This window comes from Gymnodinialimonas ulvae (assembly GCF_037543845.1).
GTDB classification, from domain to species: domain Bacteria; phylum Pseudomonadota; class Alphaproteobacteria; order Rhodobacterales; family Rhodobacteraceae; genus Gymnodinialimonas; species Gymnodinialimonas ulvae.
Genome location: NZ_JBBIFX010000001.1, coordinates 1097131 through 1117300, shown reverse-complemented (window position 1 = coordinate 1117300; position 20170 = coordinate 1097131). Strand labels below are relative to the sequence as shown.

Below are 20170 nucleotides of genomic sequence, written 5' to 3'. Positions count from 1 at the left end.
TTTGGGGTAACATCTTGGGACAAGCGGGCAGCGCACCACGACAGGTGGTGGCTGAACCCACAGAATCGGGGCAGGCCGCATGGGCCATGACAACGATCAGTATCGGGGCGATGATCGTCGGGACGCGCAGGACGCGACCGGGTTGTCCCACGGTGCCGATGTGTCGTCGCAGGCGGTTTCTCCGGCAGAACCCGCATCCCCCCCGGCCTTCGACGGCTATGATCTCAACGACGTGCCACTGGGTGATCTGCTGCGCGGCGAGCGCGCGACGCTTGGCAAATCACTGCTGGATGTGGAGCGGGAATTGCGCATCCGTGCGACCTATATTGCCGCCATTGAAAACGGCGATGTCGGCGCGTTTCAATCGCCCGGGTTCATCGCGGGCTACGTGCGGTCCTACGCGCGCTACCTGTCCATTGACCCGGAATGGACCTTCCGACGGTTTTGCGAAGGCACCGGATTTCGCGGCATCCATGGCGGCGCGGCCGGGCAGGCCGGTGAGGTCAAGCGCAAGGTCGGCGAGGCCCCGCGCCGGTTGGACCCCAACGAGGTCATGTCCTCGACCCGGATATCCTACGCGCCCGCCAACGACAGCTTTCTGTCGCGGATCGAGCCCGGCGCGCTTGGCTCCATCGCGGTTCTTGTCCTTTTGACATGCGGCATCGGCTACGGTGCCTGGGCGATCCTGCACGACATCCAACGCCTCAACATCGCGCCCATCGACGAAGCGCCCTCCGCACCGCTGGCGCAACTGGACCCGCTGGCCGGAGCGTCGGACGGGGCCTTTGACGTGGCGCAGGGCTTTGACATCGAAGTGCCGGGACCCGAGGCGGTGGACCGGCTTTACCGTCCGCAAGCGCTTGAAGCGCCGGTTTTGACCCCGCGCGACAGCGCCATCGGCACGGTTGACCCGAACGAGGTCGGCACCCTGGCGGAGGTCACAACGCCAGGCGCGGGCCCCGACGCGCCAGCAGCCCCCGCGACGGCACCTGCCGTGCAGGTCACGCAAGCCAGCGATCAGGTGATGATATTCGCGACGCGCCCGACCTGGGTGCGGGTGACCTCGCCTGCGGGCGACACTCTCTACGAGGCGACGCTGAATGCGGGCGACAGCTACGTGATCCCCGAGGGTGACAGCGTCCCGATCCTGCGCTCGGGCAATGCGGGCTCTTTGTATTTTGCGGTCAACGGCGTGGCTTTGGGCCCCGCAGGCGTCGGCGCGTCGATCGTGCGCGATGTGGAATTGACCGCCGATGCGCTGACGCAGGCCTATTCCATCGCCGATACGGCGGCCGACCCGGAGCTGACGGAAATCGCCTCGCTCGTACTGGACGCGGCTGCGATCCCGGCGGCGCCGGTGGAGGTGCCGGAGCAGCAGCAGACAGTCGTTTATGACCCCACGGGCGCGGCCAATGCGGGCCAGCTTGAGACCGGCCTGACGCTGTTTCCGGAGATCCCCGCCGATGTGGCCGCCTCGATCCTGGCCAGCAACGCGTTGCCGGTGGTGGTGCAGACGCCGGAAGACGGGACCGAACGGCCGGTGCCGCGTCCCTGAGCCATTGGGCATTGCGCCATCGACCCTGAGCCATCGGCCCCGCGCCATCGGGCATTGCGTGCCTGCCGGACGGCCCGACACGTCCGAAAACTCCATCATCTGACCGCCAAAGGGCGACAAGACGCCTCGCATGGCACATCCGGTCGCATGCACCGCATTGTCCAGCCCGCCTGACAGGTCTATCTTGGCTTCAAGACCGCAAGAGGGCCGCCCCAGATGTCACACAATCCGATCCGTCCCTGGCGCAATATCGAGCGTCGCAAGACCCGTCAGATCATGGTTGGGTCCGTCGCCGTGGGCGGCGATGCGCCGATCTCGGTGCAGACGATGACCAACACGCTGACCACCGACGCCAAGGCCACCATCGCGCAAGTGCAGGCCGCAGCCGAGGCAGGCGCCGATATCGTGCGCGTGTCGGTCCCCGATCAGGACAGCGCCAAAGCGCTTCACGAGATTGTCCGCGAAAGCCCGGTGCCGATCGTGGCCGACATCCATTTCCACTATAAACGCGGGATCGAGGCGGCGGAGGCTGGCGCGGCCTGCCTGCGGATCAACCCCGGCAACATCGGCAGCCCGGACCGCGTGAAGGAAGTGATCCGGGCCGCGCGCGATCATAATTGTTCGATCCGGATCGGGGTGAACGCGGGCTCGCTTGAGCGGCATCTGTTGGAGAAATACGGCGAGCCGTGCCCCGACGCGATGGTCGAAAGCGGGCTGGATCATATCAAGATCCTCGAGGACAACGATTTCCTGAACTTCAAGATTTCGATGAAGGCGTCCGATATCTTCATGACCGCCGCCGCCTATCAGCAACTGGCCGACCACACGGATGCGCCGTTTCACATGGGCATCACCGAGGCGGGCGGGTTCGTCGGCGGCACGGTGAAATCGGCCATCGGATTGGGCAATCTGCTGTGGGCCGGGATCGGTGACACGATGCGCGTGAGCCTGAGTGCCGATCCGGTGGAAGAGGTGAAGATCGGGTTCGAGATCCTGAAATCGCTGGGGCTGCGGCACCGCGGCGTGAACATCATCTCGTGCCCGTCCTGCGCGCGGCAGGGCTTTGACGTGATCAAGACGGTCGAAACGCTGGAGCGGCGGCTGGAGCATATCAAGACGCCGATGAGCCTTTCGATCATAGGCTGCGTGGTGAACGGGCCGGGGGAGGCGTTGATGACCGACGTGGGCTTCACCGGCGGTGGGGCGGGCAGCGGCATGGTCTATCTCGCCGGGAAACAGAGCCACAAGATGAGCAACGATCAGATGGTCGAACACATCGTCGAACAGGTTGAAAAGAAGGCCGAAGAAATCGAGGCCGCGCAAGCCGCCGCCGAACAGGCTGCGGAATAGGGAGCGACAGATTATGAAAAGTGCCAAGGATTACATGGAGGCGGCGAACGCCACCGTCCCGAAGCTGTCCGCCGAGGAGGCGGTGGCGAAACACAGCACCGATGGCGCGGTCTTTGTCGATGTGCGCGACAGTTCCGACATTGCCGCATCGGGCACCATCGCGGGCGCGCATCGCATTCCGCGCGGCATGATCGAGTTCCGCGCTGATCCGGCGGTTGAGGCCTTGTATGATCCGGTTTTGCAGAAAGACGCCGCGCTTTACCTGATCTGCGGCGCCGGAGGGCAGGCGGCGCTGGCCGGCAAGACGCTTCAGGACATGGGGTTCACCAATGTCACCAACATCGGCGGTTTCGCGGCCTGGAAAGAGGCGGGCGGCCCGACAGAGAGCTGATCGCCGGTCGCGCGCGCGGCCGCGCTCCCGCCCACGGGCCGAAAGCAGAGCTTTCGCCCGCGGTTGGGAGGCGCGCCCCGGGCGCGGGCAAGCCCGCGCGTCGTGGCGGGGCAGCGCGCCAGCGGATTGGAGGCCTGTGTCTGGTGGCGGGTCGGGGATTTGAGTATTTTTGAAACAAGGAAGAGGGGCGCTCGCCCCTGGCGCGGCGCGGTAAAGGGCGCGGTCAGCCCCCGGAACACAGCCGGGGGCCTTCCTCGTTTACGGCCATCGGCTCTCCAGCCTGTACCGCATCTTCGATGTCGCACAGGACGGTTAACTCTGCGTAAATGCGCGCTTGCTCGTTTCAGAAATACTCCGGGGGGGCGCGCCTTTGGCGACGGGGGCAGCGCCCCCTCAAGACTTCCGGCATCCGCTTGAGGCGGGCCCCGCCGGCTGGTAGCTTTCGCGCGTCACCGAGGGGAAACCAACATGGCATTGATTGCGGATCTGCCGCGCAACGAAGACGGCATCGCCACGGCCCTTGGCGTTCTGACGCAACGCTTCGGGCCGCGTGTCGAAACCGGGCGAAGCCTGCGCGAGCAGCATGGCCACACCACCACATGGCTCAAGAACCAGCCCCCCGATGCGGTGATCTTTCCGCAATCGACCGAAGAGGTGCAGGAGATCGTGCGCATCTGCGCCACCCACCGCGTGCCGGTCATTCCGTTCGGCACCGGCACCTCACTGGAGGGCCATGTGAACGCGCCTGCGGGCGGGATCAGCGTTGATTTCAGCCAGATGGATCAGGTTCTGGCCGTCCATGCAGCGGATATGGATGTCACGATCCAGCCCGGCGTGACGCGCAAGGCGCTCAATATGCATCTGCGCGATACGGGGCTGTTCTTTCCGATTGATCCCGGTGCTGACGCCTCGCTTGGGGGGATGGCGGCCACGAATGCCAGCGGCACCTGCGCGGTGCGCTATGGGACGATGAAGGACAATGTGCTGGCGTTGAAGGCGGTGCTGCCGACGGGCGAGGTCGTCACAAGCGCCAAGCGCGCGCGCAAGACCTCCGCCGGGTTCGACCTCACGCGGTTGATCGTCGGCAGCGAAGGCACGCTTGGGCTGATCACCGAACTGACCCTCAAGCTGCAGGGCATTCCCGAGGCGACCTCCGCCGCGACGTGTTCCTTCCCCAGCGTCGAGGCGGCGTGCAACGCGGTCATCACCAGCTTCCAATACGGGCTGCCGGTGGCGCGGATCGAACTGCTCGACGCGCTGCAGGTGCGGGCGTGCAATGCCTATTCCAAACTCTCACTGCCCGAGGCGCCGCTTCTGCTGCTGGAATTTCACGGCACCGAGGCGGGCGTCACCGAACAGGCCGAGGTCTTTGGCGAGATCGCGGCCGAACACGGCGGCACCGGCTTTACCTTCACCACCCGCGAGGAAGAACGCACCGCGCTGTGGCAGGCGCGCCATGATGCCTATTGGGCGGCGTTGCAACTGCGCCCCGGTGCGCAGGGCATTTCCACCGATGTCTGCGTGCCCCTGTCGCGGCTGGCCGATTGCGTGACCGCGACGCAAGCCAAGCTGGCGGAGCTTGGGTTCACCGCACCGGTTGTGGGCCATGTGGGGGACGGGAATTTCCACACGCTCCTGCTGATTGATATGGAGAACGCCGATGAGATCACGCGGGCCGAAGGCTTCGTGGGTTGGCTCAATGATCTGGCGATTTCGATGGACGGCACCTGCACAGGCGAGCATGGAATCGGGCAGGGCAAGGCGAAATACCTCGAACGCGAGCTTGGCTCGGAGGCGATTGCGATGATGGCGGCGATCAAGCGCGGGATTGACCCCGACAACATCTTCAACCCCGGCAAAATGCGCCTGCCGAACTGATGGTGCGCCCGACCGCTTCAACCGTGCCCTCCGCCCATGCCGAACCGCATTTGTCGGGGCGTTCGGGCTGGCTGCGTGCGGCGGTGATGGGGGCCAATGACGGGATCCTGTCCACCGCGTCGCTGATCGCGGGGGTGGCTGCGGGATCGGGCGACAAGGCGGTGATCCTGCTGGCAGGGCTTGCGGGCATGGTGGCCGGTGCGCTGAGCATGGCGGCGGGGGAATATGTCTCGGTGTCGAGCCAGGCCGATGTCGAAAAGGCCGATGTGGCGCGCGAACGGCGCGAATTGGAGACCAATCCCGAAGGCGAATTGGCCGAGTTGCAGGCAATCTACGAAGAGCGCGGGTTGCGTTCGGATCTTGCTGCGGAAGTGGCCGAAGAACTGACGCAACACGATGCGTTGACAACGCATCTGCGCGACGAGATCGGCCTCACGGACCTCTCGCCGCCGCGCCCGGTGCAGGCGGCTCTGGTCTCGGCGGCGACGTTTGCGGCAGGGGCGGCGGTGCCACTTGGCGTGGCGGCGTTTGTGCCGGTGTCGGGGCTGATCTGGTGGGTGGCGGCAGGCACTTTGGTGGCGTTGGGATTGTTGGGCGCGCTGGGGGCGCAGGCTGGTGGCGCGCCGCGCGGGCGGGCGGCTTTGCGCGTGATCCTGTGGGGCGCGCTGGCGATGGCGGCGACCAGTGCCATCGGCGCGTTGGTGGGCGAAGTGCTCTAGCCGCTCAGGGCAGGGCCCGCGCCATGGCGAGCGCGCCGTCAAGGGCGGTGCCTGCAGCAGGTCTTGACCCAGGCGGCAGCGCGTCGGGGGTGCGCTCCACCAAGGCCGCGCCCAAGCCTCCGGTCATGACCCAAGGTGCGCCGTCGGGATGGCCGATGTCTTCAAAGGCGATCACAACTTCACGCAGCACCTTTGAGCGCAAACTGTGGGCCCAGTCCCCGTCGCTCGCCACGACCAGCGGGGCCAACTGACCAAACGCCTCGGGTGTCGCATTGGCCGCAAACTCCACCGGATGCGCGTCAAGGGCCCGCCATATCTGTTGGCGCAAGGGGTCGTGTGACCAATGCGGCGCGCGCCCGTCCTCGATCCACATCAACTGCCGCAATGCTTCGCGCCCGAGCCACGCGGCGGAGCCTTCATCGCCGATCTGAACGCCCCAGCCACCATGATGGGTGATCCCGCGCGCGTCGCGGCGGATGAAGAACGACCCCGTTCCAAGGTTGACCAAAGTGCCCTGATCGCCATCAAACGCGCCTTCCAGCGCCGTCACACTGTCGTCCACCACATTGGCAAGAAACGGCAGGCGCATCGCGAAGGCATCGGCTGTGCCAGGCAGGCGGCACCCGGCTAGCCCTGCCACGACGCGGGCGCTTTGCATATTATCGAGGCTCAGCGACATCTGCCCCAGCGCGCCCAGAAGGGCGGCGCGGATTGCGGCCTCGGCTGCGGCGGGGTCGGTTACGACATTGGCCGGGCCGCCTGTCGCGCGCGCCGCGCGACCCTGCGTCGAGACCACAACCCGGCAACCCGAGCCGCCGCCGTCAATGCCGATGTCGATCCGGTCCGTCATGGCCAAAGCATACCGCGCCACTCAGATCAGCGAAACCGCCTGGCCCGTCGCGGCACTCTCCTGCGCGGCCATGCCGATGCGCACCGCCGCTGCGCCATCGGCCAGCGTGACCTCGGGCCGCGCGCCCTTGCGCACCACATCGAGGAAGCGCAGGTGTTGGTAATAGGTCGAGCCGTGGTGATCGCCCGCCGTCAGCAGATCCTTGTCCACCGGCGTCTCGTGCACGATCTTGCCGGTCGTGGGCAGGCGCGGGCTGACGATGACCTTGGGCGTGGGCGCAGGCCCGATGTCGAAGTTCCAGAACCGCGTGGGGCCGGGCACCTTGGCCTCGATCTTGCCGGAGGGGCCGACGGCGCTGATCTCCTCCTGATATTCGCTGCCCTCGGCGAACATGCACAGATCCAGCATCGCGCGCGCGCCACGGGCGAAATCGACGATGACGAAACCGTGGTCCCAGATATCGGGCACCTCGCCGTTGTAGCGCTCGTCAAGGTGGTTCACGGCCTGGCCCGCACTTGCCATCACGCGCACCGCCTCATCGTCGAGGATCAGGCGCATGAGATCGAAGAAGTGGCAGCATTTCTCGACCAGCGTGCCGCCCGAATTGCGGTTGAACCGGTTCCAGTCGCCGACCTTTTCCAGAAACGGAAAGCGATGTTCACGGATCGCCAGCATCTTGATCTCGCCGGTCGCCGCATCGCACAGCTCGCGGAATTTCGCGACGGGGGGCATGTAGCGGTATTCCATCGCGACCCAGATCGGGGCGGGATATTCCTTGACCAGCCTGGCGAGAACCGGCGCATCGGCGGGGTCGGTATAAAGCGGCTTTTCCATCAGGACGGGCAGGGCGCGTGTGGCTGCGATGCGCCCCAGCACCTCCACATGGGTGTGGTTGGGCGAGGCCACCACCAGCGCGTCGACATCATCGCGTGCCACGACGGCCTCCAGATCCGCACAGCGCACGGCGTGGGGCACCAGTGCCGATGTCGCCGCGGCCATGCCCTCGTCCGGCTCGAAAAAGGCGGTGACTTCGGCCCCGGACAGGAGTGCTATGTTGCGGATATGCTCTTGCCCCATCATCCCGGAGCCGACGATGCCGTAGCGCGTCATGTTCTATTTCCCTGTTATGGGCGGGGTCTCAGGGGACCCTCGCGAAATATTGGGCACGGGTCGGATCGTACCAGGTCCAGCTTGCCTCGGCGGGCTGCGCCCCCTGATCGAAGGCGCGGCGTTCAATCAACGGGAGGTTCTGGCCCGGCGCCGCGCCAAATTCGGCGGGCGCCCAGTCGGGCAGGGGCCCCATGCGGATCACATCCTCGGCCGCGTCGATCTTGAGGCCAAGCCGGTCCTCATAACTGCGATAAAGCGATTCCGAGACGGTTTTCGGCGTTAGCGCCCCCTTGTCGAGCCACCGCGCGTCGAGCCAGATTTCCTCGACCGCGACAGGGGTGTCGGACAGAAACCGCAAGCGCCGGATCCGCAGCCCGATGTCGGAGGCCCCGATCGCAGGCAGCGCGGCGGGCTTGGCCGCGCGCGTCATGTCGAGGATGCGCGCTGTCGGCAGGCCGCCCCCCTGACCCGCCAATTCCAGGCGCAACAACGCGTAGGTGCCCACCGAGCGATTGCCGCCCAAGACGTAATTGCCCGAGCCCTGCCGACGCTCGATCAGCCCACGATCCACCAACAACTGCAGCGCTTTGCGCAAGGTGGCGACGGCCACGCCCTTGTCGGCGGCCATCGCGCGTTCGGGGGGCAGTTTGTGACCCGCCGCCATGCGGCCCGATCCGATGTCGCGGGTCAAGTCTTCGGCGATGCGCAAATAGGTCGGAAGGGCGCCGGACGTGGTGTCCGTCGGTGGCGGCGCAGCGGCGGCGCGCAGCGGTTTTGGCATCGCGCGTCCTCCCCCGCTGGCCAGAATTGATATACCATTGATATAGTGCTGTTGCGGTGCTACCCGAGGTGAGACGACCGCGCAAGGGAGGACGCGAGGGATGACAGTGGTTCCCGTCACATCGGCGGATCTTGACGCCGCCGAGGTCAGCTGGTTCGCGGCGCTCTGCTCGGACGATTACGAATTCCTGGGCGTGCCCGATGGTCGCCTGCGCTCGTCCTGGGCGCATTGTTCGGGCATCGTGCAGGAGGCCGAGCGTCAGGGGTTTCGCAACATCCTGTGCCCGTCGTCGTATCAGGTGGGCCAGGACACGCTGTCGTTCGTGGCGGGCTGCGCGCCGATCACCGAAAAGATCAACCTGCTGGCCGCCGTGCGCTGCGGCGAGATGCAGCCGATCATGCTGGCGCGGACCATCGCCACGCTCGACCACATGCTCGAAGGGCGGCTGACGGTGAACATCATCTCGTCGGACTTTCCGGGCGAGACGGCGGAGTCGGGCTTTCGCTACCAACGCTCGCGCGAGGTGGTCGAGATCCTCAAGCAGGCCTGGACCCGAGACGAGATCACCTACAAGGGCGAGGTCTACGATTTCGAAGGATTAACCACCGACCCCGTGCGCCCCTATCAGACCGGCGGACCGCTTCTCTATTTCGGCGGTTATTCCCCGGCCGCGCTGGAGCTGTGCGGGCAGCATTGCGATGTCTATCTGATGTGGCCCGAGCCGAAAGAGGCGCTGGCGCAGCGGATGCGCGACGTGAACGCGGTCGCCGAACGCTATGGCCGGACGCTCGATTACGGGCTGCGCGTGCATATGATCGTGCGCGACACCGAGGCGGAGGCGCGCGACTATGCCGAGCATCTGACCTCCAAGCTGGATGATGAGTACGGCCAGCTGATCCGCGAACGGGCGTTGGATTCGGGCTCTCTCGGGGTGTCGCATCAGGCCAAGGCGCGCGAATTGGCCGACAAATTCGGCTACGTGGAGCCGCATCTGTGGACTGGTATTGGCCGGGCGCGGTCGGGTTGCGGCGCGGCTTTGGTGGGCTCCGCCGATCAGGTCCTGACGCAGATCGAAGCGTACAAAAAGATGGGCATCCGCGCCTTCATCTTCTCGGGCTATCCGCATATGGATGAATGCAAGCACTTCGGGCGACTGGTCATGCCCGATCTGAAAACATGTTCAATGCCAGAGGTTTACGGGCGCGTGCCGTCCGGCACACCCGCCACACCTCTGGGCACAGGGGAGCGCCGCTAATGGCCCGTGAAATGGATCGTGTCACCGTTGGGGGCATCGAAATGTCCCGCATCGTCTACGGCATGTGGCGGCTTGGGGATGATGACGACACTTCGCCCGCCCATGTGCAGGCCAAGGTCGAAGCCTGCCTGGCGCAGGGCATCACTACGATGGATCAGGCCGATATCTATGGCGGCTACATCGCCGAAGGGCTTCTGGGCGCCGCGTTCAAAGCCGCGCCCGGTCTGCGCGACAAGGTCGAGATCGTCACCAAATGTGATATCGTGGCGCCCATCGGCAAGCATTCCGAAAAACGGGTCAAATATTACGACACCAGCGCGGACTATGTGACGGCCTGCGTCGATACCTCCCTGAAAGAGATGGCGATTGATGTCATCGACCTGCTTTTGATCCACCGTCCCGACCCACTGATGGACCATGCGGAAACCGGCGCGTGCCTGGACGGACTGGTCGCCTCCGGCAAGGTGCGCGCCGTGGGTGTGTCGAACTTCCGCCCGTGGGATTGGGAGCTTCTGCAATCGGCGATGGACACGCCCCTGGCCACCAACCAGATCGAAATGTCGGTCCTGCACCACGCGCCCTTCACCAATGGCGACGTGGCCTTTCACCAGCGTCAGGGGCAGCCCCTGATGGCATGGTCGCCGCTGGCCGGTGGGACGCTCTTTGGCAAAGACGGCGCGGCGGTCCGCGCGGTTCTGGACCGGGTTGGCGCAGATCACGGCGTCGGTGCGGATGCCGTGGCCATCGCCTGGTTGTTGCACCATCCGGCGCGGATCCTTCCTGTCATGGGGACCAACAACCTGAGCCGGATCAAGGGCTTGTCGGACACGCTTAAAGTGAACCTCACCCGCGTTGATTGGTTCGAGATCTACACCGCAGCGCTCGGTCACGAGGTGGCGTGACGCTGCGAGGACAGCCGCAGGCTCAAGCAGTGTTGCGCAGGCTCACAGGTGCGACAGGTGGTTCGCGCAGCCCGTCAGCGCGGCATAATCATCCGTCACGACGCTGACGCCGAACTGCTCCATGAAGCCCGAAAACCGCCCCTTGCCGCGGAACGCATCGGTGAAGCCGAACTGCGCCAGATGCGGGGCGAAGGCGCGGGTGACGCCGCCGACCATGTAAATGCCACCGAACGGCAAGTGCGAAAGTGCCAGGCTACCGGCGCTCTCGCCCATCACGCGCACGAACAACGCGCCCGTGGCGCAGGCCGCGACCTCACCCTCGGCGATGCGCGCCAGAACATCGGCCGGGTCGATGTCTTCGCCGTGCAGCGCCCGGTGCAGGTGGCGCACGCCCCGGCCCGACAGGACCTCTTCCACCGAGGGAAAGCCCTTGGCGTCGCACAGATCGCCCAACAGCGGATGCAGCGCTTCGATGGAGGCCGGAAGGCTCACGTGGCCTGCCTCCGAGGGCGGCACGAACCGCCCGGCGGCGGTATCGAAGACGGGGCAGGCGTTGAAGCCAGTGCCGATCCCGATCACCAGCTTGGCGGCCTTGGGGTTGGTCGAGGGCTGCGGCAGAACCTCCTGTAGATCGTCTGCCGCAACCTGTCCGATGGCGTGGCCCTGCGCCTGCAAATCGTTGAGCACGGCGACCCGTTCGGCGCTCAGCGCCTCGGCCAGCACCGTCTTGTCGATCCGCCAATCCAGGTTGGTCAACGTCCCCACGCCGTCATGCACCGGCCCCGCCATCGCCACGCAACAGCCCGTCACGGCCGCGCGGTCCTGCCCGGTGTCAGCCAGATAGCGCGCGATCACCGCCGCGATCCCGCCGTGGTCGGCGTTGCGATAGCGCGACACGCTATTCATACGGACCGCCGCGTCATCGGCAAGGGCCACGCGCGTGTTGGTGCCGCCGATATCTGCGACAAGCGAAAGGGCCATGATGGGCAATCCTATTCCGGGCGGCGCGTCAGCTGCGCCACCAATCTGCGAGCGCGTGATAGGACGCTTTGGGCGTTCTTGCCAAGGTCTCGAAATCCACATGCACCAGGCCGAAGCGCTTCTCGTAGCCAAGCGCCCATTCGTAATTGTCCATCAAAGACCACACGAAATAGCCCGCAACGGGCGCGCCATCGGCCACGGCGGCCTGCACTGCGCGCAGGTGTTCATCGAGATACGCGATACGATCGGGGTCGGGTGTGGTGGCCGAGGCCATGCCGTTCTCGGTCACATAAATCGGCAGATCACCGGTATATTCCCGCGCCGCCCGGGTCAGGAATTGATGCAGGGCGTCGGGATAAATCTCCCATCCCATATCGGTCAGCGGGCCTTGCGGGGGCCGCTCCTGGTAGGCGGGCCAGGGTGCGTCGGCCCGGTGTGCGATGCGCTTGCGGGTGTAGAAATTCACGCCAAGCCAATCCAGCGGCGACTGGATCGTGGCGAAATCGTCCTGCCATCCGGCGGGCAGATACGGCGCCAGCCCCTCCAGAACCTCCGCCGGATATTCCCCCTTGAACAACCCGCCCAGGAAGAACCGGTTGTAGATCGCGTCGTAGCGTGCCGTCGCGGCCATGTCTTCCGGCGCATCGCTGGCCGCCGTGGCCCATTCGAAATTGCAAACCGCGCCCAGGTTTTGCATGCCCAAGCCCTTGCACACCTGAATGGCGCGCCCATGGCTCAGCAGCACGTGGTGCATCGCGCGCGCCGTGGCGCGGATGTCGCGCAGGCCCGGCGCATGGTGGCCGTCGAAATGGCTGAGCCAGCCGACGCACCACGGCTCGTTGATCGGTGCAAGTGACCACAGACGGTCGCCCAGACGGCGCGCCACAACCTCCGTATACTCGGCAAACCAATGCGGCATGTCGGCGTTGCGCCAGCCACCGCGGTCGGCCAGCGCCTGCGGCAATTCCCAGTGATAGAGAGTCAGCGCGGGCGACACGCCACGCTCCAGCAGTCCGTCGACCAGCCGGTCGTAGAAATCCAGCCCTTCGCCATTCACCGCCCCGGTGCCTTCGGGCATGACCCGCGCCCAGGACGTGCTGAAGCGGTAGACATCCGCGCCGAGCCCCTGGATCAGATCAAGGTCCTCGTCGAGCCGGTGGTAATGGTCGCAGGCCCGCGCGCCATCTTCGAACCGCACCACATTGCCGGGCGTCGCGGCGAAACTGTCCCAATGGGTCGGGCCTGCGCCGCCGAATTGGTGGCCCTCGATCTGATAGGCGGAGGTGGCGACGCCGAAGCGGAAGCCGTCCGGAAAGTCGGCGCGGGTGAAATTCATGTCATGTCCTTGAAACAAGTAGGGTAATCGGGATCAGACCGGGGCAGGGCCGGTGGACCGCCCGACGGTCAGGTCGGTGTCCCACAGCTCCTGAACGGGCGGTTGGTTCGGCGTGTCGATCAGGCTCAGCAGGATCTCGGCGCAGCGCGTCCCCGCTGCCCGGATCGAGGACCTTGTGGCGGTAAAGGCGGGCCCGCCGGGCATCTCGTTGCCCTCGTTTCCAAGGTAGCTGAGCCCGTCGTCATGGCAGATGATCGACACGTCCTTCGCAATCCGCAGCCCGCGCTCGCCGGCCGCGCGGCGGATCCCGATGGCGGGAATGATCGAGGCGGCAAGAAACGCAGTGGGCGGGTTTGGCGCGTCGAGCATCTCACTCGCGGCACGGTATCCGTATTCCTCGGTCATCACATCCGATTGCATCCACGCCGGGTTCGGCGCTAGGTCGCGCGCGGCCATGGCCTGCTCGAACCCGACCCGGCGTCGGCGCGCAAAATCGAGCGTTTCCTGCCCGTTGACCAGCGCAATCTTGCGGTGCCCGAGGTCGAGAAGAAACTCGGTCGCCCGCTGGAACGCGCGGATATTGGCCACGTCGAGCCACGAATACCCCTGCGGCGAAGCGGTCCGGCCATGCACCAGAAACGGCAGGCCAAGCTCCTGCAGGAGCGGCACGCGAGGGTCCTCCATCGTCGGTGCCTGCACGATGACGCCATCGACCGACGCATTGGCCGACATCTGACGGTAGGCGGCCTCGGTCTCGTCGACCGGCACGATCGACAGCAGCAAATCATAGCCCTCGCGCGCATAGACCTCGCCCGCACCGGCGATGAAATCGGCGAAAATCGGGTTCACCATCTCCGAGCGGTGCACCATCGGCATCACGTGGCCGATCGCCATCGCGCGCCCGGTCGCAAGGCGGCGCGCCTTGACGTTGGGCGTATATTGCGCCGCTTCCGCCGCCGCCTGCACCCGCAGGCGGGTTTCTTCCCGCACCTCGGGGTAGCCGTTCAAAGCCCGGCTTACGGTGGTTTGGCTCAGCCCGAGCGACTCGGACAATTGCTTGAGGTTCATGCGAAATCGGCTTCCAAAGCGCTTCGAAAGTGTCGGTGACCGTAGCGTCCGCCTGCCGCGCCTGTCAAAGGGGCAATTGCGAAAACCAAGCACACACTGGCCATTTGCTTGCGGAAATGCGAGCAGCTGCAGAGTTCGATTGACACGGGCCGTTGCATCGGCAAGGGTTGCATCAACCCAAAGCGCTTTGGAGAGAGGCGCAGCGGGGCTACGCACGCGTCAGGCCAAGCCGATGACGCGAAACTGACTGGGAGGTCACACATGAAGAAGATGTATCTGGCCAGTGCGGCTGCACTGGCGCTTTCCGCGGGCGGCGCGCTGGCTGATGGTCACATCAACCACGTTTTTGCCATTGGTGAAGGCGATTTCAACTGGGATAGCTACACGACGTTCGCCGACGGCTTCGATCTGGCCGGGCAGACCGTGACGATCACCGGGCCATGGACCGGCGCGGATGCGGAACTTGTGAACTCCGTCCTCGATTACTTCGAAAGCGCCACCGGCGCGGTCGTCGAATACTCCGGCTCCGACAGCTTCGAGCAGGACATCGTGATCGCCACGCAGGCCGACAGCCCCCCCAACATCGCCGTGTTTCCGCAGCCGGGCCTGATCTCCGACCTCGCGTCGCGCGGTGAACTGACCCCGCTCAGCGACGAGACCGCCGATTGGCTGCGCGAAAACTACGCCGCGGGCGAATCGTGGGTGTCGCTGGCCACCGCCGCAGGTCCCGATGGCGCCGAGGCGCTCTACGGGTTCTTCTACAAGGTCGACGTGAAATCGCTTGTCTGGTACTCGCCCGAGGCCTTTGACGAAGCGGGCTACGACGTGCCCGAGACGATGGAAGACCTGATCGCGCTGTCCGACCAGATCGTCGCCGATGGCGAGACGCCGTGGTGCATCGGTCTGGGATCGGGGGCCGCGACAGGCTGGCCCGCGACCGACTGGGTCGAGGACATCATGCTGCGCACCCAATCGCCCGACGTCTATGACGCCTGGGTCGCCAACGAGATGCCGTTCGACGCGCCCGAAGTGGTCAACGCGATCGAAGTCTTCGGCTCTTTCGCGCGCAACGACGATTGGGTAAACGGTGGTGCCGAAGCAGTCGCATCCACCGACTTCCGCGACAGCCCCGGTGGCCTGTTCACCTTCCCGGCGGAATGCTACATGCACCGCCAGGCATCGTTCATCCCGACCTTCTTCCCCGAAGATGCGGATGCGGATTTCTTCTACTTCCCCGCATTCGCCGGTGAAGACCTCGGCTCGCCGGTTCTCGGCGCAGGCACGGCCTTCGGCATCACCCAGGACAGCGAAGCGGCGCAGGCCCTGATCGCGTTCCTCCAGACGCCGATCGCCCACGAAGTGTGGATGGCGCAGTCTGGCTTCCTGACCCCGCATACCGGCGTGAACTCTGATCTGTTTGCCTCCGGCACCCTGCGTCAGATGAACGACATCCTTCTCGGCGCCACGACCTTCCGGTTCGACGCGTCCGACCTTATGCCGTCCGAGATCGGTGCAGGCATCTTCTGGTCCGGCATGGTCGATTATGTCGGCGGTGCGGATGCGGCCACGGTCGCCGGAGAGATCCAGGCGCGTTGGGACGAGATCCAGTAAGGCCCTCTCACGGAGCCTGACAAACGGCCCCGGCCCGCCACGCGCGGGCCGGGGCCCACTCCGAAGGCCGCACAACCGGCCCGACAAAAGCGGCCCAAAGCGGCCCGCCCGGATCGAGCGCATCGGCCCACACACACTCGACCGGGGAGGGCGCGGCCCATGTCGCCATTCATTCAAGGCATCATCACCATCGTGGTCGGCGTCGGCGGATGCGTCGGATATTTCTACTTCGCCAACCTGTTCATCGATAAGGTTCTGTTCCCCGCCCGTGGCGCCAACGCCGGGCGCAACATCAACCGCGCCAACCAGCTTCGGCCATGGGTGTTCCTGTTTCCCGCGATGTTCGCGCTTGGGCTGTACCTGATGTACCCGGTGGTGGGCTCGTTCTTTCGCTCGCTCTACGACCGCTCGGGCGATGAATTCGTGGGCCTGGGCAATTACGCGCGCCTGTTCAACAACCCCGATTTCCGGCAAGCGTTTTTCAACAACATCCTCTGGGCGCTGGTCGTGCCCGCGCTCTCGACCTTCCTGGGCCTCGTGATCGCGCAGCTCACCGACAAGCTGAGATGGGGCAATATCGCCAAATCTATCATTTTCATGCCCATGGCCATCAGCTTTGTCGGCGCCTCGCTGATCTGGAAATTCGTCTACGCCCAGGACCCCGACATCGGCATCATCAACGCCATTCGCGTCTTCTTCGGTGCGGAAGAGGGCATCGACCCGCTGCAGATCGGCTTCTGGAACAACTTCCTGCTGATGGTCATCCTCGTCTGGATCCAGACGGGCTTTGCCATGGTGATCCTGTCCGCCGCCCTGCGCGGTATTCCCGAGGAAACCATCGAGGCCGCGATCATTGACGGGGCCAGCCCGATGCAGGTGTTCTTCAAGATCAAGGTGCCGCAGATCATGGGCACGATCGTGGTCGTCTGGACCACGATCACGATCCTCGTGCTGAAGGTCTTCGACATCGTTTACACGATGACCGGCGGCAATTTCGGCACCGACATCCTGCCGTCGTTCATGATGGACTTCATGTTCCGCGATGACGGGCAAGCCACCGCCGTGGCCTTCGTGATCATGCTGGTGGTTTTGCCGGTGATGATCTGGAACATCGTGCAAGCCCGCAAGGAAATGCGCTGAGCCTGGCCCCGATGGCCCGCGACGCAAGGAGCAAGACCAATGGATAACATCGCCGGACAGAAAAGCAGCCTTTCAGTCGTCACCAACATCGCGGTGTTCCTGATCGTGTTGGCGTGGCTGATCCCGACCGTGGGTCTCTTCGTCAGCTCGTTCCGGGACCGCGATCAGATCAGCGCTTCGGGCTGGTGGGTGGCGCCCTTCGCGGTCGAGCTGAGCTATCGCACCCGCGGCGACGCGACCCCCGTGGAACAGGACGGGATGTTTGCGATCGAGGGGAATATCTTCACCACCGAAGAGGTCCGCGACAGCTTCGCCAGCGGTGAAAGCTCGGTTTCGGCCTTTGGCCTGCGCGGGCGTGAGCCGGGCGCGTTCGCCGCCGGGACGGAGGCCGAAAACCGCGACGGCGGCATTGTCCGGATCGACCCCGATGGCTCCTATGTCTACACGTCGCCCGAGCCCATAGACGGCGCGCCGCGGCTCTACTTCCTGGCTGAAACACCGCCGGATTTCACCTTGGACAATTATGCGCAGGTCCTGACCGGCCTCGACGAGGACGAACGCGGCGAAGAGATCGCCTCGGGCGCCAGCTTCGGTGAGCTTCTGTTCGAGGAAGAAGGCATATTCCGCAACTTCATCAATACATTGACGGTCACGATCCCGGCAACGATCATCCCGATCCTGATCGCGGCTTTCGCGGCCTATGCGCTGGCGTGGATGGATTTCCCGGGCCGGGGTCTGTTGATCGCGACCGTTGTGGGCCTGCTGGTCGTGCCCCTGCAACTGGCGCTGGTGCCGCTTTTGAATCTGCATGTGCAGATCGGCATCGGGCAGAGCTTTTTGGGGATATGGCTGGCCCATACCGGCTTTGGCCTGCCGCTCGCGATTTATTTGTTACGCAACTACATGGTCGGCCTGCCGCGTGACATCATCGAATCCGCCAAGGTCGACGGGGCGACGGATTTCCAGATCTTCACCAAGATCATCCTGCCGCTCAGCTTCCCGGCCCTGGCGAGCTTTGCGATCTTCCAATTCCTGTGGACCTGGAACGATTTGCTGGTGGCAAAGGTCTTCCTGCCGGCCTCGGGTGACAGCCAGGTCATGACGGTCAAGATCGCCGACGACCTTCTGGGCTCGCGGGGCGGCGATTGGGGCATCCTTGCGACAGCGGCCTTCGTGTCGATCGCGATCCCGCTTCTGGTGTTTTTCACCATGCAACGCTACCTCGTGCGCGGCCTTCTGGCGGGGTCCGTGAAGTGAGCTGCGTTGTCCCTGCCATGGCCCGTGGCCCGGCCCTTGCGATTTGCGCGGCCGGTGTGGTTTGCGCCACCGGTGCAAGCGCGCAGGCGAGCCCGACATGCCGCGCCACACTCGCCGCGCATGACACGCTGGCCCCCGGCTTGTCAGTGGCCGAGGTGGTCGACCGCATCGGGTGCGACGGCGTCACGATCCGGTCGGTGGCGTGGGATGGCAATGGCGTGCCCGGAAGCAATATGATCTTGATCTTTGGCGACGACGTTTTGCTGAGCATGCAGCAAATCGGACTTCAATAGGAAACTTGAATACATGAACCTGATGCAAGACATGCCCAAGGGCAAAATCATCGCTCCCGACACCGATTGGTGGCGCGGCGCCGTTATTTATCAGGTCTACCCGCGCAGTTTTCAGGACAGCAACGGGGACGGGATCGGCGATCTTGCGGGCATCATCCACCGGATGGAGCACATCGCCGAGCTTGGCGTCGACGCGGTCTGGATCTCGCCGTTCTTCCGCTCTCCGATGCTCGATTTCGGCTATGACGTCAGCGATTACCGCGATGTCGATCCCATGTTCGGCAGCCTTGGCGATTTCGACGCCCTGATCGCGCGTGCCCATGATCTGGGTCTGAAGGTGCTCATCGATCTGGTGCTCAGCCATACCTCGAACCAGCATCCGTGGTTTCAGGAAAGCCAATCCAACACCACCAACGCCAAGGCCGATTGGTATGTCTGGGCCGATGCCAAACCCGATGGCACGCCGCCCAACAATTGGTTGTCGATCTTCGGCGGCTCGTCCTGGGAATGGTCGGGCGAGCGGATGCAGTATTACCTGCACAATTTCCTCAAGGAACAGCCCGATCTGAATTTCCACAACCCGGATGTGCAGGAAGAGCTTCTGTCCGTCGCGCGCTTCTGGCTGGATCGTGGCGTCGATGGCTTCCGCCTCGACACGATCAATTTCTATATCCACGACAAGCAGTTGCGCGACAATCCCGCGCTCGATCCCGCCGCGCGCAATGCCACCATCGCGCCCGAGGTGAACCCCTACAATTGGCAGGACCACCTCTATGACAAGAACCAGCCCGAGAACCTCGAATTCCTGCGTCGTCTGCGTGCGGTGATGGATGAATACCCCGCCGTGACCGCCGTGGGCGAGGTCGGAGATGGCCAGTACGGCCTCCAGCTTCAGGCCGAATACACGTCCGGCGGCGACAAGATGCACATGTGCTATTCGTTCGAATTTCTCTCTGGCCAGCCGCCCACCGCCGAGCGCTTCGGCGCGGTGCTTCTCGATTACGAGAACGAGATCGGCGACGGATGGGCCTGTTGGGCGTTTTCCAACCACGACGTGGTGCGCCATGCCTCGCGCTGGAACCTTGGCGAGCAGGGCCGCCGCCTGATCACCGGCGTTCTGCTCAGCCTGCGCGGCTCCGTCTGCCTATATCAGGGCGAGGAACTGGGTCTGACCGAGGCCTATGTCGCCTATGAGGATTTGCAGGATCCCTACGGCATCCGCTTCTGGCCCAAGTTCAAGGGCCGCGACGGGTGCCGCACGCCGATGCCCTGGATCGCCGACAACCAGAACGGCGGCTTTTCCGATGCCAAACCGTGGCTGCCGGTGGCCGTTGAACACCTGTCGCAATCGGTGGCCAATCAAAGCCAGAACCCCGACTCGACGCTGCATTTCTACCGCAGGATGATCGCGTTCCGGCAAAGCTACGACGCCCTCACAAAGGGCAGCCTGGAGCTGTTGAATACATCCGACGGCATCCTGTCCTTTTTGCGCATGCACGGGGATCAGACGCTGTTTTGCGCATTCAACATGACCGGCGGCGCGCTGCCGATCACGTTGCCCGACGGCGTCTGGACCCAAGACCGCGGCGCGCCGTTCGAGCCGCTGGAAACCGACAACGGCGTCACGCTGCCGCCGTTCCAAGCCTATTTCGCGGCGCGCGCCGCGGACAGCCACTAAACCGGAGGGAGACGG

The 20170-nt window shown here is 64.8% G+C and carries 18 protein-coding genes; 12 read left to right on the top strand and 6 right to left on the bottom strand.

The genetic code is table 11. The features are described from left to right. The first annotated feature begins 79 nt into the window (after positions 1-79). The 5 genes from V8J83_RS05255 to V8J83_RS05235 all read left to right on the top strand — a co-directional run bounded on the left by V8J83_RS05255 (position 80) and on the right by V8J83_RS05235 (position 5893). Positions 80-1555: a helix-turn-helix domain-containing protein gene (locus tag V8J83_RS05255; RefSeq protein WP_339984173.1), complete on the top strand. Its 1476-nt coding sequence runs from the start codon at positions 80-82 to the stop codon at positions 1553-1555. A gap of 216 nt (positions 1556-1771) precedes the next feature. Next, a complete protein-coding gene (gene ispG / locus V8J83_RS05250; RefSeq protein WP_339984171.1) occupies positions 1772-2905 on the top strand; it encodes a flavodoxin-dependent (E)-4-hydroxy-3-methylbut-2-enyl-diphosphate synthase in 1134 nt (377 codons plus the stop codon). Positions 2906-2918: 13 nt separating this feature from the next. After that, on the top strand, positions 2919-3296 hold the full coding sequence (locus V8J83_RS05245; protein WP_339984169.1) for a rhodanese-like domain-containing protein: 378 nt from the start codon (positions 2919-2921) through the stop codon (positions 3294-3296). Positions 3297-3764: 468 nt separating this feature from the next. Then, entirely contained in the window at positions 3765-5174 is a 1410-nt protein-coding gene (locus V8J83_RS05240; protein WP_339984167.1) for an FAD-binding oxidoreductase, read from the top strand. Continuing rightward, the gene (locus V8J83_RS05235) at positions 5174-5893 is read left to right on the top strand and encodes a VIT1/CCC1 transporter family protein (protein ID WP_339984165.1); all 720 of its coding nucleotides are present in this window, start codon (positions 5174-5176) and stop codon (positions 5891-5893) included. Before V8J83_RS05240 ends, V8J83_RS05235 begins: the two co-directional genes overlap by 1 nt. A gap of 4 nt (positions 5894-5897) precedes the next feature. Here the strand turns inward: V8J83_RS05235 and V8J83_RS05230 are convergent, their stop codons facing one another. From V8J83_RS05230 to V8J83_RS05220, 3 genes are read right to left on the bottom strand one after another with little or no spacing between them, the layout of a single operon-like run. Beyond that, complete coding sequence (locus V8J83_RS05230; protein WP_339984163.1) at positions 5898-6743, bottom strand: glucosamine kinase nucleotide-binding domain-containing protein; 846 nt, start codon at positions 6741-6743, stop codon at positions 5898-5900. Between the two features lie 21 nt (positions 6744-6764). After that, the gene (locus tag V8J83_RS05225; RefSeq protein ID WP_339984161.1) at positions 6765-7853 is read right to left on the bottom strand and encodes a Gfo/Idh/MocA family protein; all 1089 of its coding nucleotides are present in this window, start codon (positions 7851-7853) and stop codon (positions 6765-6767) included. 28 nt (positions 7854-7881) lie between these two features. Next, positions 7882-8634: a GntR family transcriptional regulator gene (locus tag V8J83_RS05220; protein ID WP_339984159.1), complete on the bottom strand. Its 753-nt coding sequence runs from the start codon at positions 8632-8634 to the stop codon at positions 7882-7884. A gap of 100 nt (positions 8635-8734) precedes the next feature. Here V8J83_RS05220 and V8J83_RS05215 point away from each other — a divergent pair, with 100 nt between their 5' ends. Next, the gene (locus V8J83_RS05215) at positions 8735-9889 is read left to right on the top strand and encodes an LLM class flavin-dependent oxidoreductase (protein ID WP_339984157.1); all 1155 of its coding nucleotides are present in this window, start codon (positions 8735-8737) and stop codon (positions 9887-9889) included. An 11-nt stretch (positions 9890-9900) separates the two neighbouring features. After that, a complete protein-coding gene (locus tag V8J83_RS05210; RefSeq protein WP_339986000.1) occupies positions 9901-10791 on the top strand; it encodes an aldo/keto reductase in 891 nt (296 codons plus the stop codon). Between the two features lie 42 nt (positions 10792-10833). Here V8J83_RS05210 and V8J83_RS05205 read toward each other — a convergent pair whose 3' ends face one another. Genes V8J83_RS05205 through V8J83_RS05195 form a run of 3 tightly spaced genes read right to left on the bottom strand, consistent with a single transcriptional unit; the run spans position 10834 to position 14176 of the window. Continuing rightward, positions 10834-11772 carry a glucokinase gene (locus V8J83_RS05205; RefSeq protein ID WP_339984155.1) on the bottom strand — a complete coding sequence of 313 codons (939 nt, stop codon included), beginning with the start codon at positions 11770-11772 and terminating at the stop codon, positions 10834-10836. Between the two features lie 28 nt (positions 11773-11800). Next, positions 11801-13108, bottom strand: a complete 1308-nt coding sequence (locus V8J83_RS05200; RefSeq protein ID WP_339984153.1) for a GH1 family beta-glucosidase — start codon at positions 13106-13108, stop codon at positions 11801-11803. Between the two features lie 33 nt (positions 13109-13141). Next, on the bottom strand, positions 13142-14176 hold the full coding sequence (locus V8J83_RS05195; RefSeq protein ID WP_339984151.1) for a substrate-binding domain-containing protein: 1035 nt from the start codon (positions 14174-14176) through the stop codon (positions 13142-13144). A gap of 261 nt (positions 14177-14437) precedes the next feature. Between V8J83_RS05195 and V8J83_RS05190 the strand changes: the two genes are divergently transcribed. The 5 genes from V8J83_RS05190 to V8J83_RS05170 all read left to right on the top strand — a co-directional run bounded on the left by V8J83_RS05190 (position 14438) and on the right by V8J83_RS05170 (position 20155). Beyond that, complete coding sequence (locus V8J83_RS05190; RefSeq protein WP_339984149.1) at positions 14438-15787, top strand: ABC transporter substrate-binding protein; 1350 nt, start codon at positions 14438-14440, stop codon at positions 15785-15787. Between the two features lie 159 nt (positions 15788-15946). Next, positions 15947-16927 (top strand): carbohydrate ABC transporter permease, encoded by a 981-nt coding sequence (locus V8J83_RS05185; RefSeq protein ID WP_339984147.1) that lies wholly within the window; start codon positions 15947-15949, stop codon positions 16925-16927. A gap of 39 nt (positions 16928-16966) precedes the next feature. Next, a complete protein-coding gene (locus V8J83_RS05180; protein WP_339984145.1) occupies positions 16967-18184 on the top strand; it encodes a carbohydrate ABC transporter permease in 1218 nt (405 codons plus the stop codon). 17 nt (positions 18185-18201) lie between these two features. Continuing rightward, on the top strand, positions 18202-18477 hold the full coding sequence (locus V8J83_RS05175; RefSeq protein WP_339984143.1) for a hypothetical protein: 276 nt from the start codon (positions 18202-18204) through the stop codon (positions 18475-18477). 13 nt (positions 18478-18490) lie between these two features. After that, positions 18491-20155 (top strand): alpha-glucosidase family protein, encoded by a 1665-nt coding sequence (locus tag V8J83_RS05170; RefSeq protein ID WP_339984141.1) that lies wholly within the window; start codon positions 18491-18493, stop codon positions 20153-20155. The last annotated feature ends 15 nt before the right edge of the window (positions 20156-20170 follow it).

What these genes read in the sequence shown, in the direction of transcription:
- V8J83_RS05255 (WP_339984173.1), top strand. Translation starts at nt 80, where the DNA reads ATGGGCCATGACAACGATCAGTATCGGGGCGATGATCGTCGGGACGCG.
- ispG (WP_339984171.1), top strand. Translation starts at nt 1,772, where the DNA reads ATGTCACACAATCCGATCCGTCCCTGGCGCAATATCGAGCGTCGCAAG.
- V8J83_RS05245 (WP_339984169.1), top strand. Translation starts at nt 2,919, where the DNA reads ATGAAAAGTGCCAAGGATTACATGGAGGCGGCGAACGCCACCGTCCCG.
- V8J83_RS05240 (WP_339984167.1), top strand. Translation starts at nt 3,765, where the DNA reads ATGGCATTGATTGCGGATCTGCCGCGCAACGAAGACGGCATCGCCACG.
- V8J83_RS05235 (WP_339984165.1), top strand. Translation starts at nt 5,174, where the DNA reads ATGGTGCGCCCGACCGCTTCAACCGTGCCCTCCGCCCATGCCGAACCG.
- V8J83_RS05230 (WP_339984163.1), bottom strand. Translation starts at nt 6,743, where the DNA reads ATGACGGACCGGATCGACATCGGCATTGACGGCGGCGGCTCGGGTTGC.
- V8J83_RS05225 (WP_339984161.1), bottom strand. Translation starts at nt 7,853, where the DNA reads ATGACGCGCTACGGCATCGTCGGCTCCGGGATGATGGGGCAAGAGCAT.
- V8J83_RS05220 (WP_339984159.1), bottom strand. Translation starts at nt 8,634, where the DNA reads ATGCCAAAACCGCTGCGCGCCGCCGCTGCGCCGCCACCGACGGACACC.
- V8J83_RS05215 (WP_339984157.1), top strand. Translation starts at nt 8,735, where the DNA reads ATGACAGTGGTTCCCGTCACATCGGCGGATCTTGACGCCGCCGAGGTC.
- V8J83_RS05210 (WP_339986000.1), top strand. Translation starts at nt 9,901, where the DNA reads ATGGATCGTGTCACCGTTGGGGGCATCGAAATGTCCCGCATCGTCTAC.
- V8J83_RS05205 (WP_339984155.1), bottom strand. Translation starts at nt 11,772, where the DNA reads ATGGCCCTTTCGCTTGTCGCAGATATCGGCGGCACCAACACGCGCGTG.
- V8J83_RS05200 (WP_339984153.1), bottom strand. Translation starts at nt 13,108, where the DNA reads ATGAATTTCACCCGCGCCGACTTTCCGGACGGCTTCCGCTTCGGCGTC.
- V8J83_RS05195 (WP_339984151.1), bottom strand. Translation starts at nt 14,176, where the DNA reads ATGAACCTCAAGCAATTGTCCGAGTCGCTCGGGCTGAGCCAAACCACC.
- V8J83_RS05190 (WP_339984149.1), top strand. Translation starts at nt 14,438, where the DNA reads ATGAAGAAGATGTATCTGGCCAGTGCGGCTGCACTGGCGCTTTCCGCG.
- V8J83_RS05185 (WP_339984147.1), top strand. Translation starts at nt 15,947, where the DNA reads ATGTCGCCATTCATTCAAGGCATCATCACCATCGTGGTCGGCGTCGGC.
- V8J83_RS05180 (WP_339984145.1), top strand. Translation starts at nt 16,967, where the DNA reads ATGGATAACATCGCCGGACAGAAAAGCAGCCTTTCAGTCGTCACCAAC.
- V8J83_RS05175 (WP_339984143.1), top strand. Translation starts at nt 18,202, where the DNA reads ATGGCCCGTGGCCCGGCCCTTGCGATTTGCGCGGCCGGTGTGGTTTGC.
- V8J83_RS05170 (WP_339984141.1), top strand. Translation starts at nt 18,491, where the DNA reads ATGAACCTGATGCAAGACATGCCCAAGGGCAAAATCATCGCTCCCGAC.